Annotated in this window: 2 protein-coding genes; both read left to right on the forward strand. The window is 64.7% G+C overall.

Features of this window, described 5'->3' with window-relative positions:
* Positions 1–15 precede the first annotated feature (15 nt).
* On the forward strand, positions 16–15,219 hold the full coding sequence (locus ACK3BK_RS07610) for a filamentous hemagglutinin N-terminal domain-containing protein (protein WP_411384035.1): 15,204 nt from the start codon (positions 16–18) through the stop codon (positions 15,217–15,219).
* Positions 15,216–15,557, forward strand: a complete 342-nt coding sequence (locus ACK3BK_RS07615) for a hypothetical protein (RefSeq protein WP_411384036.1) — start codon at positions 15,216–15,218, stop codon at positions 15,555–15,557. The genes ACK3BK_RS07610 and ACK3BK_RS07615 overlap by 4 nt, the downstream gene beginning before the upstream one ends.
* Positions 15,558–16,866 lie beyond the last annotated feature (1,309 nt).

Here is a 16,866-nt window from a genome sequence, read left to right on the forward strand (position 1 = left end):
GCCCCGAGAGAACACATGGACGTTCGCCTTTTCACCTTCCTGGTTCGCCAGCCTTCGGCGCGCCTGCAACCCCGCCTGCAATTCTGCGGTGTGTCCAAGCGCGCGCTGGCCTTCCTGTTGGCCAACGTCATGTTCTGGCAGCCACTGTGGGCGCAGGCTGCCGAAGGAGTGATGGTCAGCGGCGGCAACACCAGTGTCGGTCAGGCGGGCAACGGCGTGCCGATCGTCAATATTGCCGCGCCCAACGGCAGTGGCCTCTCGCATAACCAGTTCAGCGATTACAACGTCGGCCAGCAGGGGCTGATCCTCAACAACGCCACCAGCCGTACCCAGCAGACGCAACTGGGCGGCATCATCGTCGGCAACCCCAACCTGCAGGGCACGGCGGCAAGCATCATCCTCAACGAAGTCAACGGCGCCAACTCCAGCCAGCTACGCGGCTATACGGAGGTGGCGGGGCAGTCGGCCCATGTCATCGTCGCCAACCCGCATGGCATCACCTGTAATGGCTGCGGCTTTATCAACACGCCCCAGGTGACCTTGACTACGGGTACGCCGGTGCTCGACAACGGTCAATTGACCCGCTACCAGGTGGAGCAGGGCAGCGTGGCGATCGAAGGTGCCGGGCTCAATGCCAGCAACGTCGACCGCTTCGAGATCATCACCCGCAGTGCGCAGATCAATGCCGGGCTGCAGGCCAGGCGCCTGGATATCGTCGCCGGACGCAACGATGTCGATGCCCGGACGCTCGCGGCGACGGCTCGAGCCGAAGAGGGTAGCGCCAAGCCGACGCTGGCTATCGACAGCTCTGCCCTGGGCGGCATGTATGCCGGGGCCATCAAGCTGGTGGGCACCGAAGCCGGCGTAGGGGTCAAGCTCGATGGCCAGATGGCCGCCAGCGGCGGCGACATCCAGCTCGATGTCAACGGGCAACTCACCCTGAACCAGGCCAGCGCCAGCGGCGCGGTGACGGTGCGGGCGGCAGGTGTCGATCTCCAGGGGCCGGTTCATGGCGCGTCGCGCGTCGAAGTGCTCAGCAGTGCCGAAGTGGTCAATCGTCAGGCGCTGACCGCAGGCGCCAAGCTGCAGGTCCAGGCCGCCGGCACCCTGAGCAACCTGGGCGTGATCGAGAGCGGGGTCAACACCGACGGCAGCCGCAATGCCCAAGGCGATATCGACCTGGCCGCTGGTGCGCTGGTCAATACCGGCAAAAGCATCGTTGCCAGCCGTGACCTGAGCGCCGACATTCGTGGCTCGCTGGACAACCGCGGCGGCACGCTGAGCGCCGTCCAAGACCTGCGCAGTCACGTCGGTGTGCTGGACAACAGCGCCCAGGGCCGCGTCCTGGCAGGCCGCGACCAGACCGTGCAGGCTGCCAGCCTGATCAACGATCAGCGCGGGCAGGTCGTTGCCACGCGTGCCCAGCAGATCACCGCAACCCGGGTCAGCAACCGCGCCGGGCAGCTCGCCGCTGGCGAGCGCCAGGCCATTGCCGCGCAGCAGGTGGACAATGACAGCGGGCGTATCAGTGCCGGCCGCGAACTGGCCGTGACCGCCAGCAGCACACTGGATAACCGCGCCGGTACCCTGGCCGCCGACCGTGAGCTGCACCTCCAGGCGGGCAGCCTCGGCAACCGTGACGGTGGACGCATCGCCAGCACCGGCCAGCTCGATGTCCAGGCCGGCAGCCTCGACCAGCGCGGCGGCGGCCAATTGCACGCCGACCAGGCGTTGAGCCTGGACCTGCGCGGCGGGCACCTGGAGAACAGTGACGGCGGCTTGATCAGCAGCCCTGGTACGCTGCGGCTGCTGGGCTTGGGCAGCGTCGGCAACCGCGCCGGCGAGATCTCCTCGGCTCAGGGCTACCAGCTTGCCACGCGCCAGCTGGATAACCGCGGTGGCAAGTTGCTGAGCGGCGCCGACCTGCAACTGGCGATTGTCGAGCAGTTGAACAACGGTGCAGGGCTGATCGCGGCACAAGGGCTGGCGCTCAGTGCCGCCGAACTGCTCAATGGCCAGGGTACCTTGCAGGCGCGTGGCACCCTGGCTGCACAGGTCAAGGGCCGGTTCGACAACCGTGGCGGGCTGACCAGCGCGGTCCTGGCCGCCGACGTTCAGGCGCTCGCGCTGGACAACCGTGGCGCGCGCATGACCAGCCAGCAGAGCCTGAGCCTGAGCAGCGCCAGCCTGGACAACAGTGAAGGTGGGCGCCTGGACGCCGATCAGGCACTCACCCTCGATCTGCTGCATGGTCATTGGAACAACGCTGGCGGGCGCCTGCACAGTGCAGGTGCGTTGGTGTTGCGCAATCTGGCGAGCGTGGACAACCGTCACGGCGAGATGCATGCCAGCAGCGGTTTCACCTTCGCCGCCGACAGCCTCGACAACCAGGATGGCAGCCTGTCGTCCAATGGTGCGCTGATCCTGCGTATCGCCGCCGTACTCGATAACAGTCGCGCCTTGATCAGTGCCGAGCAGTTGGACCTGAGCGCCGGTGACGTGCTCAACCTCGATGGCCGTGTGCAGGCCCGTCAAGGGCTCACCCTGAGCGTTCAGGGCGCGCTCGACAACCAGCGCGGCAACCTCGGCGGGCAGACCCTCAATGCCCACCTCGGCCGCCTCGACAACCGCGCCGGTCGCGTGCAGACCGATGCGGGACTGACCCTGACCAGCGCCGCTGTGCTGGACAACCGCAGTGGCGCCGTGATCGCCGGTCAGTCGGCAAATATCGACAGCGGTGACCTCGACAACACCGGTGGGCAACTGTACGCCGCCGATCATCTGAGCCTGAATGCCGCACGCTTGAACAACGGCACTGCCGCGCGCCTGCATGCTGGTCAGAGGCTGCAGGTCAGCGCCACGCAAATGCACAACGTCGGGCAAGTGTTCAGTGGCGCCGATCTGCTGCTGAACCTGCGCGGCGGTCTGCTCGACAACCAGGGCGGCCTGATCAATGCACCTGGCCAGTTGCTGCTTCGACAACTGGCTCAGGTCGACAACCGCGGCGGCGAGATCTCCTCTGCGCGGGCCTTCGAACTGCTGGCTGACAACCTCGACAACCGGGGTGGCAAACTGCTCTCCGAGCAAGCACTCACCTTGCGCATCGCTCGCGCCCTGGACAACAGCGTCGGCGGGCGCCTGGCGGCACCGCTCATCGATCTGCACAGCACGGCACTGATCAACAACGCCGGAGTGCTCGCCGCCACTCAGCGCCTGGACCTGCAGGCTGAAAGCCTCGACAACCGCCAGGGCGAAGTGCGTGCTGCGCACCTGAATGCGCGACTTGGCCAACTGGACAACCGTCAGGGCCTGTTGCAGGTCGAGCAGGATGCCGAGTTGCAGGTGACGACGCACCTGGACAACCGGAACGGCACGTTGCAGGCCGGCGGGCCGCTGACGCTCGACGCCGGCAGCCTCGACAACAGCGCCGGGCAACTGACCAGTGATGCAGGCCTGCGCGCCCGAATCGCTGCCGGCTTGCTCAACCGTGGCGGCCTGCTCGCAGCCGGTGCTCAGTTGCAATTGAGCGCCGGCAGCCTCGACAACCAGGCCCAGGGACGATTGCTGGGCAAGGCCGGGCTGAGCCTGAGCGGCGAGTACCTGGACAACCGCGCTGGGCGTCTGCTCAGTGGCAATGCCCTGACCCTGGTGCTCGGTCAGGTGGACAACCGGGGCGGCATGGTCAGCGCCGAGGCCGGCATCGAGCTGCTTGGCCAGCGCCTGGACAACAGTGCCAGCGGCCTGTTCGAAGGCAAGGGCCCGTTGCGCCTGGAACTGGCTGAACTGAGCAACGCCCAGGCCGGTCGCGTTACCAGTGGCGCGACCCTCAGCCTCATCGGCGTCAACCTGGATAACCGCAACGGCGGTCGTGTCACAAGTCAGGGTGCACTGCTGGCCGAACTCATCGGGCTCGACCAGCGAGGCGGCGGACAGTTGCTCAGCGACACCGCCCTGACCGTCGACATGCGCGGCGCGCGGCTCGACAACCGTCAGGGCCTCATCCACACCGCCGGCCAACTGCTGTTGCGCCAGCTTGGCGAGGTCGACAACCGCGCAGGCGAGATCTCCAGCGCGCGCAGTTTCGAGCTGGTCGCCCAGCGTCTGGACAACGGTGGCGGCCAACTGATCAGCGATGACGCACTGCTCATCCGTGTGGCGCAACAGTTGCGCAATACCCAGGGCCTGGTACAGGCCGACCAGCTTCATGTGGTGGCCGGCACGCTGGATAACCAGCACGGCACTCTCGGCGCCGGGCAACGCCTGGACCTGCAGGTGGCTGCCGAGGTAGACAATCGCGGCGGCGAGCTGTCCAGCAGCGGCCAGACCCAGGTTCGCGCTGCCAGCCTGGACAACCAGGACGGCGCCGTACTGGGCGACGACAGCACGACCCTGACCCTGAGCGACGCACTGGACAACCGCAGCGGTACCCTGGCTGCCGGCAACGCCTTGCAGGTCGAGAGCGCGGGCCTGGACAACAGCGTCCAGGGCAGCCTGGTCAGCGACGGCAGTCTGCACGTACGCAGCACCGGCCTGTTCGACAACCAAGCTGGCGAACTGCGTGCCCGTGGCCTGATCGACCTGGCCCTGGGCCGTCTGGACAACCGTGGCGGCGTCGTCTCCGGCAAGCAACTGCTCAGCCTGCAGGCGAACAGCGTCGATAATCAGGCTGGCCTGCTGCATGCCGACAGCCTGTTGCAACTGCTGGTCGACCGCTTCGATAACCGCCAGGGGGTGACGCGCAGCAAGGACCGCCTGGATTACCAAGGTTCCACGCTGGACAACCGCGAAGGCCTGCTCAGCGCCGGCGGGCCACTTGATCTGCGCCTGGCCCAGGTCGACAACAGCAGGGGTCGTATTGCCACTCGCGGTAATCTCGACGCCAGTGTTGCCACCCTGCAGCAGCAGGGTGGCGAGTTGATCGCCGAAGGTCGGCTCACCCTGCACGGCGATAATGCCGATAACCGAAGCGGTGGCCTGATCGCCGGCAACACGGGTCTCGACCTGCAGGTCGGTATGCTCGACAACCGTGGTGGCCAGCTCAGCAGCCTGGCGCAGGCTACTCTGGGCGGCACACAGCTGGACAACAGCGACGGTGGCAAGCTGATCGCCGGCACGCGTCTGGCCCTGACCGTCGAACGCCTGCTCAACCGCAATACGGCGCTGGTATTCGCCCAGCAGGTCGAATTGCGTGCTGCGCGGGTGGACAACCAGGGCGGTTCGATCGCTGCCGGGCAGGCTCTGCACCTGGTGCTCGACAACGGCGGCGTGCCACTGGCCGAGGCGCTGCTGGACAACCGCGGCGGACGCCTGGACAGCGCTGGCCGCCTGATCCTGGAAGGCGGGCAACTGCTCAACCAGGCAGGCCAGCTTTCCAGCCATGGTGAATTGTCCCTGACGGGCATCCAGGCGCTGGACAACCGCGGCGGCACCATCGAGACCGACGCGGCGCTGACACTGGCCAGCGCCAGCCTCGACAACCGTGACCACGGCCGCATCACCGCCGAGGGTGACAATCACCTGAGCAGCGGTGCTTTGAGCAACGGCCAGGGCGGCCTGATCAGCAGTGGGCAACTGCTGCAAGTGCGCGCCGGTCAGGTCGGCAACCAGGCCGGCACCTTGGCCGGACGTCAGGTCCAGGCCAGCGTCAGCGGTCTCGATCAGCACGGCGGTGAACTGTTCAGCCTCGATGGCCTGAACCTGGACCTCAACGGCGGTGTGCTGGATAACAGTGCCGGGCTTATCCGCGGCCCGGGCAGCCTGTTGCTGCACAACCTTGGTAAGGTCGACAACCGCGATGGCGAGATCTCCAGTCTGGTCGGCTTCGAGCTGGCCGCGGACGGTCTGGACAACACCGGTGGCAAGCTGCTCTCCGGCGCCAGCCTGACTTTGCGCATCGCCCGGCAAATGGACAACCTGCGCGGCCTGGTCAGTGCGCGCAGCCTGCAGTTGCAGGCTGCCGGCCTGGACAACGGCGCCGGTCTGATCAGCAGCCGCGGCGATCTCCAGGTGCAGGTCGACGGCCTGCTGGGCAACGCAGCGGGCACATTACAGGCTGACGGCAAGCTGTTACTGGTGGCCGGCAGCGTGTTCAACGGCAAAGGCCAGTTGTCTGCCAGATCGGGTCTGCAAGCGCGCCTGGGCAGCCTGGACAATCAGGCTGGCCAGATTGCCAGCGACACTACGCTGAACCTGCAGGCCGACACCCTCGATAACCGTGACAAAGGCCTGCTCGCCGCCAAGAGCCTGTTGACCGTGCACAGCGCTGCCTTCGACAACCGCGCTGGCGAAGTCTCCGGGCAGGGCGAAGTGCGCCTGAGCGGGCAGCGCTTGGATAACGGCGCTGGCTTGATCCTGGCCAAGGGCGCGCTGGTCATCGAGCAGCACACTCTGCTCAACGCCATGGGGCTGGTGTCCAGCGTGGGGCCGCTGACCCTCACCGGCACGCGGCTGGAAAACGCCGGCGGTACACTGCGCAGCGGCGCCGACCTGAGTGTCGAGCTGGACGACGGCCTGCTCAACCAGAATGGGCGTCTGGACAGCTACGGCGCGCTGAGCGTCAGCGCCGCAAGCATCGACAACGATCACGGCGTGCTGTCCGGTGCCGGCGACCTGCTGTTGCGCAGCCAGGGCACGCTGGGCAACGCCGGGGGACAGATCCTGGGCGACGCGGGCCTGGAACTGAGAGCGGCGCACCTGGATAACCGCGACGCTGGTATGGTTAGCGCCAAGGGCCTGCTGAGTATTAGTGCCGCCAGCGTCGACAACCTTTCCGGCGCCCGCCTGAGCAGTGCCGATCGCTTGCACATCGAGGCTACCCAGCTCGATAACAGTGGCGGACGCATCACCAGTCAGCAGGCCTTGCAGGCCAACCTCGGCAGCCTGCGCCAGCATGGCGGCACGATTTATAGCGCCAGCGGCGTGGCAATCGATCTGGCCGGCGGCACCCTCGACAACCAGGCCGGGCTGATCAACACCCCAGGCCAACTGCTGCTTACGCGCCTTGGCCGGGTCGACAATCGTGGCGGTGAAATTTCCAGTGCCAACGCCTTCACCCTGGCGGCCGCCGAACTGGACAACGGCAACGGTCGCCTGCTCGGCAACCAAGGCCTGAACCTGATCGTCGCGCGCAGCCTGGCCAACCTCAAGGGCCAGATCGCCGCCGCCAGCCTCTCGGTCAGCGCCGCCAGCCTGGACAACGGCGCGGGCCTGCTGACCAGCCGCGGCGATCTGCAACTGGACGTTGCCGGTCAGTTGGCCAACCAGGGTGGCGGGCTGCTCAATGCCGGTCGCGCACTCGTGCTGAACAGCGCGAGCCTGGCCAACCAAGGCGGTCAGTTGCTTGCCAGCGAACGACTGACCCTCGTGACCGGCCAACTCGACAACGGCAACAAAGGCTTGATCAACAGCCAGGCAGGTCTGGACCTGACAGCCACCGACGTCAACAACGACGGGGGCGAACTTTCCGCTGGCGCGGCGCTGCAGATCAAGGCACGCCAGTTCAGCCAGCAGGGCGGACGCCTGCTCGGCGACAGCACCTTGGCCCTGCTGCTGGGCCTGGATGGCGGCGGCCTGAACAACCGCGACGGGCTGATTCGCGCCAAGGGTGCCCTGACCTTGGCCAACCTGCGCGACCTGGATAATCAGCGTGGCGAGATCGCCAGCGACCTGGGCTTCGACCTGGCAGCACGGACCCTGAACAACGACGGCGGCCGGTTGATTTCGGCCCAGCGCCTGGGTGTCGGCAGCGGCGTGTTGAGCAACCAGGGCGGTCTGGTTTCCGGCTGGCAGAGCCTGTCGGTCAGTGCCGACAGCCTGGACAACCGCAACCAGGGCACGCTCTCCAGTCGCGCCGGCGACCTGGACCTGAGCGTCACTTCCAACCTCGACAACAGCAGCGGTGGCGCCCTGGTCAGCCAGGGCGCGCTGCGCCTGAACGCGGCTGCGCTGGACAACCGTAGCGGCTACCTGGCCAGCGGCGGATCCCAGCGCCTGCACCTGCTCGGCGCCCTGGACAACCGTCAGGGCCGCATCGATGCCGGTGGCGACCTGTTCATCCAGGCCGCCAGCCTCGACAACCGCAGCGCCAACGTCATCAGCCAGGGCTTGCTCAGCCTGGACCTGGCCAGTCTGCTGAACAACGCCCAGGGCCAGTTGCTCGCGACCAGCACCTTGCAGGTGTTGGGCAACGCGACGCTGCTCAACCAGGGTGGTCAACTGGCCAGCCAGGGCACCCTGCAGTTGGCAGGCAGCCGTCTGGACAACTCTGCCCAGGGCACGCTGGCCGCCAACGGCGCGGTAGCCGTGACGCTCGCCGACACCCTGGCCAACGACCAGGACGGCCTGATCTCCAGCCGTGACGCCAGCGTCAGCCTGCAAGCCGCCAGCCTGACCAACCAAGGCGGTGCGGTACAGGCCGGCCAGGCGCTCGATGTGCGCCTGCAGCAAGTGCTGGACAACCAGCGCGGCAAACTGATCGCCCAGCAGGGCCCGCTGGCGCTGTCGGCCAGCAGCACGGACAACCGCGGCGGTGTGCTGGCCAGCCTTCACGGGCTGCTGCAGGCGCAGGTCGCCGGCCTGTTGCGCAACGACCAAGGCGGCACGCTGCAGGCCAGCCAGCTCAACCTCGTTGCCCTCGGCGGCCTGAACAACCAGGGCGGTCGTCTGGCGGCGCAGGCAGGGCCTCTGGTTATCCGTACTCAACAGTTGGACAACCGTAATGGCGGCCTCTACGGCCAGGGCCAGGTCACCCTCGAGGCGACTGCGCTGGACAACAGCGCCGGTGGCAAGCTCGCCGGTCAAGCGCTGGACTTGACCCTTGGCGGTGCTTTGTACAACCGCGCAGGAATCATCGAAAGTGACAGCCGCCTGGGCCTGGTCGCTGCCACCCTCGACAACCAGGGCGGCCAATTGCGCAGCCTTGGCGGCGCCCAGAGCCGCCTGCAGGTTACCGGGCTGCTCGACAACCGCACTGGCGCCCTTGAAATCGGCAGCCAGGACTTCAACCTGCAGGCCGGCACCTTCCTCAACCAGCAGGGCCGCCTGCTGCACGGTGGCAGTGGCGACCTGCAGATCGGCATGGCCAACCTCAGCAATGCCGGCGGTGACATTGCCACCCTTGGCGGCCTGACCCTGGAGGCGGCCAGCTGGACCAACAGCAGTGTGCTGCAGGCCGCGCGGCTGACGCTCAACGTCGGCGAGCTGACCCAGACAGCCTCCGGGCAGTTGCTGGCGACCCAGCGGCTGTCGGGAAGTGGCGGCAATTGGCTCAACGACGGCCGGATCATCAGTGATGGAAGCCTCGACCTGCACCTTGGCGGACGCTATGCCGGCAATGGTCGCACCGCCAGCCTTGGCCAACTGGGCATCGATGCCGGGCAGCTAGAGCTTGGCGTCACCGGCAGTATCGCCGGGGGCGACAACACGCGTATCGCAGTAGCCGGTCAAGTGTCGAACCAGGGCCGCCTGACCTCGGCACGCAACTTCGAAATGCTGGCTGGGAGCATGACCAACGTCGGAACCCTGGCCGCCTCGCAGGACTTGACGGTCGTCAGCCAGGACCTGCGCAACGTCCAGGCTGCCGGTGGCAGCCGTGGTTTCATGTTCAGTGGCCAGAACATGAGGCTTCAGGTGGGCGCCTTCAGCAACGAATACGCCGATGTCTACAGCCTCGGCAATTTGCTGGTCGGCGGCGTGACGGGCGGAACGCGGGCAAACAGCGTGCTCAACAGTTCTGCCAGTATCGAAGCGGCGGGTGATATCGACCTGCAGGCCGCCAGCGTTATCAACAAGCGTGAAAAATTCCGTTCGGACACGCAGGTGACCAGCGGTTCGATCAGCATCTACTGCGTCCAGCATTGCGGTCGCCCTGGCGGCAAGTGGGTGCGTGGGCCGGCGTTCATCTCGCAGACGGTTTCCACCGTTGTGCATGAAGATTCGCCCATGGCAATGCTGATGGCTGGCCGTAACCTGACGATTGCCAGCACTGCACTGAACAACGAATTCAGCCTGATCTCCGCCGTCAACGACCTGGCCATCGACAGCGCCAATATCTCCAACGTGGCCGGCGGTTCGGCTTCGGGGACTGACCGCCATCAGATCGGCAAGGACGTGAAGATCTCCGGTCGTTACTTCTACGAAATGATCGATGCGGTGGCCGCCTACGACCAGGCCCATCCGCAATCTGGGCCGTTCGATCCGGTGGCTTTCAAGGCCTTGGTCGACAAGTTCGACCCGGGTGTGTTCATCGGGATCGATGACAAGATCATGGTCGAGGGTGGCGCCCCCGTGGCCCCTGCGATCATCCAGGCCGGTGGCAAGGCAAGGCTGACCGCCAGCAACGACATCAGCAACATCGTGGTGCAGAACACCGCGTCATCCATCAGCCAGCGGTCTTCGGACACTACGGTCTCCGGCGGGGCCCAGCCGACCATCGTCACGATTCATCAGCAACTGCCGCCTGACCTCGCCCAGCAGCAGGTCAACCCGCTGACCCTGCCCGGCTTCAGCCTGCCCACCGGTCAGAACGGCTTGTTCCGCCTCAGCGCCCAGGCTGCCAACCAGGCCAAGGCCAGCGCTACGTCCAGCGTCCCGACCCAGTGGCAACTGGGCAGCGCGAGCATCGACCTGCAACAGCGCCAGCAGCCCACGCCGCTTGTGCAGGGCCGCAGCGTCGACCTCGCCGAGCTGGCCGCCGTCGCTGGCAGCGACCGCGCCCTGCAGGCGCATCAGCGTCAGGCCGCAGGTCTGGACCCGGCCGCCACCAACGTGCGCGTGGCCGCCATCGATCAGGCCCAGGGGCCGGGTACATTGCCCAGCCGCAGCGGCGAAGTGGCCGCCAGCCAAGGCACGTCGAGCCAGGTAGGAGGGGCCGCCGACGGGTTGCACTGGTCCACTGCACAGCCTGGGCCGAGCACGCCAATCACGCTTGCACAGCCCTCCACCGAGACCATCCTTGCGCGCGACACCAGCCTCCCGGCAATGACGTCGGTGGCCGCGCCGACGCTCCAGCAGGCCCTCCCGACCGTCGCCAGCACCGTCTCCACCGCCATGACACTGCCCGCGGCGCAGAGCATCCTGCGGGTACAGGGGGTTCCGGCCAATACAGGCACCCCGCAGCCGCACAAGTACCTGATCGAGACCAATCCGGTACTCACCGACCTCAAGCAGTTCATGAGCTCGGACTATCTGCTTGGCAACCTCGGCTACGACCCTGACCAGAGCTGGAAGCGCCTGGGCGACGGCTTCTACGAGCAGCGTCTGATCCAGCAGGCGGTGGTCGCCCGCACCGGTCAGCAATTCATCGATGGCCAGGCCGACGGCGAGGCCCTGTACCGCCACCTGATGGACAACGCTCTGACGAGCAAGAACCAGCTCGACCTCCAGGTCGGCGTCAGCCTCAGCGCCGAGCAGGTCGCCGCCCTGACTCACGACATCGTCTGGCTCGAACAGCACGAGGTGATGGGCGAGCAGGTGCTGGTGCCGGTGCTGTACCTGGCCCACGCCAACAACCGTCTGGCGCCCAACGGCGCCCTGATCGCCGGCAACGACCTGACCCTGGTCGCCGGCCAGAACCTGGACAACAGCGGCACCTTGCGGGCCAGCAACAACCTCTCCGCCAGCGCCGGCCACGACCTCGACAACAGCGGCCTGATCGAGGCCGGTAGCCGTCTGGACCTGCTGGCTGGCAACCGCATCGTCAATGGTGCCGGCGGCCTGATCAGCGGCCGCGACGTCAGCCTCACCAGCCTCAGCGGCGATGTGGTCAACGAGCGCAGCGTCAGCAGCCATGCCAGCGGTGCAGGTGCGTATAGCAAGCGTGCTGACTTCGTCGACAGTGCCGCGCGTATCGAGGCAGCCAATGACCTGTCGATTCATGCTGGTCGCGACCTGATCAACAGCGGCGGTGTATTGAGTGCTGGAGCCGACCTGGATATCCGCACTGGGCGCGATCTGCTGATCACCTCGGCGCAGCAGGTCGACAGCACGCAGATAGGCTCCAACTACCGCACGCAGACCACGCAGCAATACGGCTCGCAGGTGACCGCAGGCGGCGACCTGGCCTTGAGTGCCGGTCGCGATTTCACCGCCATCGCCAGCACCCTGGAGGCCGGGCGCAATGTTGCGGTCGATGCACTGGAGAACCTGACCCTGGCCTCTGCGGCCAATGAGTCTAACTTCTACAGCAAGACCAAGAAAGTCACCCGCCAGGAAGACCACGTCAGCCAGGTCGGTACTTCGGTCAAGGCCGGAGGTGATGTTGCGCTGACCGCTGGCAAGGACCTGGCGCTGATTTCCAGCCGTGTGAGTGCCGGGGACGAGGCGTACCTGTATGCCAGGGAGCAACTGTCGTTGCTCGCCGAGACAGATAGCGACTACTCCCTATACGACAAGAAGAGCAAAGGCAGCTTCGGCAGCAAGAAGACCAAGCGTGACGAAGTCACCGATGTGCGTCATGTCGGCAGCGAAGTCTCGGCGGCAGGCGCTGTCACGCTGGCGAGCGGCGGCGACCAGCGCTATCAGGCGGCGAAGCTTGAGAGTGGTGAAGACCTTACCCTGGCCAGTGGTGGGACGATCACGTTCGAGGGTGTGAAGGACCTTCATCAGGAGAGTCACGAGAAGAGCAAATCGAGCCTGGCCTGGAACAGCGCCAAGGGCAAGGGTAGTACCGATGAGACGTTGCGCCAGAGCCAGTTGCTGGCCCAGGGCGAGGTGCTTATCAAGGCTGCCGATGGGCTGCAGATCGACATCAAGCAGGTCGACCGGCAGAGCGTGAGCCAGATCATCGATGCGATGGTCGTGGCTGATCCGCAATTGGCCTGGCTCAAGGAGGCCGAGGCACGCGGCGACGTCGACTGGCGTCAGGTCAAGGAGGTGCACGACTCTTTCAAATACAGCCATTCCGGCATGGGCGTGGCAGCGCAGATGGTGATCGCCGTCATCGTCAGCTACCTGACGGCGGGTGTGGCCAGTGGCCTGGTCGCCAGCGGCGCGACTACCGCAGGTGCTTCGGCAGCAGCAACCACTGCCGCTACTGCGACCACTGCAGGTGGTGCCTGGGCAGCAGGTACCGGCGCTGCCCTGAGCGGGATTGGTTGGGCCAATGCGGCGGTGACGGCCGGGCTGACCGGCTTGACCAGCAATGCGGCGATCAGCGCCATCAACAACCGCGGCAACCTGGAGTTGGTGGTCAAGGATACCTTCAGCAGCGACAGCCTGAAGGGCGCGGTGATCTCCGGCCTGGTGACCGGCGCCACCGCTGGCTACATCGATCCCAAGTTCAGCGGCGACAATGCAGGCTTCAGCCGTACTTATGGCTTTGACCTGAGCAAGCTCGAAGGCATAGGTGGCTTCGGCCTGCGGGCCGGTGCGATCGGTGTGACCTCGGGTGCGATCAAGACCGTAGTGAAGGGTGGGAGCCTGAGCGACAACCTGCTCGACGCACTGGTGTCACAGGCGTCCAACGTCGTCGCCGCCTCGGCCTTCAATGCCATCGGCAACCTCGCAACGAAGAACCTGGCCGACGCAGAAAGCCGCAGCGATGCCGCCGCTATCGCGTTGTGGCAGGAAGGTGGCGCAGGCCGTGTAGCCTTGCACGCGTTGGCAGGGGGCGCCGTTTCTGTGGCCTCCGGCGGCGACTTCGCCAGCGGAGCGACGGCTGCCGGGGCCAACGCCGCCATGGCGGGGGCGCTGGAGGAGCTCTACAAGAAGCAGCCTGCGCTGCGCGATACCTTCTCGCAACTCACCGGCCTCGCTGCGGCGGGGCTGGTCAACGGCGACGTCGAGAAAGGTGCCTGGATCGCCCAGATGGCCGACCGCTACAACCGGCAGGCGCATCCGAAAGAGGTGGTCCAGATCAAGAAGCAGGCACCTGCACTCGCCCAGGAGCTAGGTATCAGCCCCGCCGAGGCGGAGCGGCGCATGGCCGAAGCCTTGGCCTACTACACCGACAACGAGTGGCGGCAGGTGATTACCGCCAATGGCAGGAGCATCGAGGCCAGCACCCTGGCGCACCTCGGCCAGGCTCTGGCGCCAATGGCTGACAGCCTCGACGTGAGCCGCGCCAATGGTGACGTGCCTATGGTGGGGAAGGCAGGCAAGCAGTACACCGCGCAGCAGACCGTGGCATTGCTCAAGGACTATGCGAGCACGCATAGCGCCGAGTTCAACGATTCCACCAAGAATCGCGAGTTCCTGCGCCCTGGGGTGGACACCGAGTACGCCGCGTACTACGCCAATAACCTGAATTTCGGCAAGTACGATCCCACGGCAGAAACGCTGGGTTCGGTGGAGGGTGCAGGTTCGGCGCTGGGCGACATGCTCAAAGGCATATACGGCCTGGGCAAGGGGTTGCTGACCGACACCCAGAACACCGCATCGCAGGTGACTCACCAGCTGATCAACTCCTTGAGTCATCCTGAAGCGGTGGTGCAGGAGTGGCAGGACATGCGCGCCGAGGCGACCCTGTATCGGCTGCAGGGCAATCCTACGGCAGCGGCGCGGGTGGAGGCGGAGTGGCAGACCAAGTTCGTGATGAACCTGGTACCGGTCGGCAAGGCCGGGAAGCTGAATCAGGTGAGCAAGACGGTGGCCGAGCGCGAGGCCATTGCCGAAGCGGTGGGCGGTGCGACGGGCAGGCAGGTGCCTGGGTTGCCGTCGTATTACCGCGATGGTTCAGGGGTTGGTGCGAACGTGGTGGCGCCGGAGGGGTATACGGCGGTAGTGAACCTGCGCACGGGCAATTTTGAGTTTGTCGCGCCGGATGGAAAGCTGTATTTCTATAGCGAGTCGGCGTTGGTGCCCAAGGAAGGTGGGAACCTTGCGGGGTTGGCGGCGGCGGAGCGGGAGATTGCGGCTGGGAAGGCGGGGGGTGGGGCAAGAGGAGCAGGCAATGCTGCTCATAGCTCTGCAAGTGGATTGAAGTTATCCACTCAGCTTGCATATGAAGAAGCGGGTATTTTGACTCGTGGAGGCGCCGGGCTAACCAAAGAAGCTGTTACCGCTTCGCGTGAAATACCTATCTCAGGTGGGCGTCTGACGAATCCAGCAGTTGTTAAGGAACTGACTGCAAACGGCTCGAAAATTGAAGATTGGGGTAAATTTACAACTCAGTCCATAACTTTGCCAAGCGGGCAGCGCTCTCAAGTCCATTACTATATGAACAAAATAACTGGCGAGCTCAACCTGAACATCGATTTCAAAGTGAAGGGGGCGGTGAAATGAAAGTTATTGTTAAAGCCTTTGCGTCCAGTGCTACCGGCTGGCTGGGTGAAGGTGAAATCTTAACGGTTCTGGCGATGAATGTTTCGCCACTTGAAGGAGTTAAATATCTTATTTGGTCTGCAGCGCAAGAGACCGTGGCCCTCTTTCCTGGAACAGACTTTGATTTGGTGGATAAACATTTATCACCGCGCTGGGTAGTTCGTCTTGATCCCACAGGAAACTTTGATTTAGGGCCTGAAGCATGGCAAGTCGATGGTTTTTGGGAGAAGTATCACGATGGTAACTCCGTTGCGGAGCAGATATTCGAGAAAGAAAAATCTTTGATAGAGGTAGCCTAGGTGTGATCTGGCGACGGCCTTGTGCCGGTGTTTTCTGACTATTCCTGCATTCCGTTGGTACCCCTGTCGCACCGGATCTTTAGTCTTTATCACCCAAGCCTGAAGATCTTCTGTCTACCTAACCAATACGCCCCTTTTCATCATGATTGTTCACACCTTAACAGGGGCGCGGATCAATATGATGTCATTGATTTTTGCGTGCCAAGTGGATTAGCGTTCTCTCCCGATAGTGGAATTCGCACTAGTCATTTCTATAAATGTGATTGGAGTTGCACCGGCCACGCGCCGGTGTTGTTTTACCTGCTTACTGCCCCTTTCATTTTTCACGGCGCTACATCCGCTGTGCCATTAGCAGATCCAGCAATGACTGCAGTTGATCCTTGCTGTGTGACTGCGAGTTCTCGGGGGGCGCAATTAATGTGCTCAGGTCTTGTTCGTAGCTGTCTAGGGTCTGTATGAAAAGCCTTGAGACGAAGGTCAGGCAAGGCGAAAACAGCCGAGGAAGCGGAGTTTACGGGTTGTAAATGAGCATTCCGAGGCTGTTTTCAACGCAGCAGCACCGAGTATCAAGGTTTTTCATACAGAGCCTAGCAGTTGAGCCTCCATGATTGGCGGCAGGCTTTTGTAGTAATTTCGCCAGCGGAGCGACGGCTGCCGGGGCCAACGCCGCCATGGCGGGGGCGCTGGAGGAGCGGCGTTGTTCAAGGACTATGCGAGCACGCATAGCGCCGAGTTCAACGATTCCACCAAGAATCGCGAGTTCCTGCGCCCTGGGGTGGACACCGAGTACGCCGCGTATTACGCCAATAACCTGAACTTCGGGAAGTACGACCCCACGGCAGAAACGCTGGGTTCGGTGGAGGGTGCAGGTTCGGCGCTGGGCGACATGCTCAAAGGCATGTACGGCCTGGGCAAGGGGTTGCTGACCGATACCCAGAACACCGCCTCGCAGGTGTCTCACCAGCTGATCAACTCCTTGAGTCATCCTGAAGCGGTGGTGCAGGAGTGGCAGGACATGCGCGCCGAGGCGACCCTGTATCGGCTGCAGGGCAATCCTACGGCTGCGGCGCGGGTGGAAGCGGAGTGGCAGACCAAGTTCGTGATGAACCTGGTACCGGTCGGCAAGGCCGGGAAGCTGGGGCAGGTAAGCAAGACGGTGGCCGAGCGCGAGGCCATTGCCGAAGCGGTGGGCGGTGCGACGGGCAGGCAGGTGCCTGGGTTGCCGTCGTATTACCGCGATGGTTCAGGGGTTGGTGCGAACGTGGTGGCGCCGGAGGGGTATACGGCGGTAGTGAACCTGCGCACGGGC

This window comes from Pseudomonas sp. L7 (assembly GCF_046605565.1).
Lineage (GTDB): Bacteria > Pseudomonadota > Gammaproteobacteria > Pseudomonadales > Pseudomonadaceae > Aquipseudomonas > Aquipseudomonas wayambapalatensis.

Bases quoted from the DNA above. Each gene is read 5' to 3' on its own strand.
- ACK3BK_RS07610 (WP_411384035.1), top strand. From the start codon at position 16: ATGGACGTTCGCCTTTTCACCTTCCTGGTTCGCCAGCCTTCGGCGCGC.
- ACK3BK_RS07615 (WP_411384036.1), top strand. From the start codon at position 15,216: ATGAAAGTTATTGTTAAAGCCTTTGCGTCCAGTGCTACCGGCTGGCTG.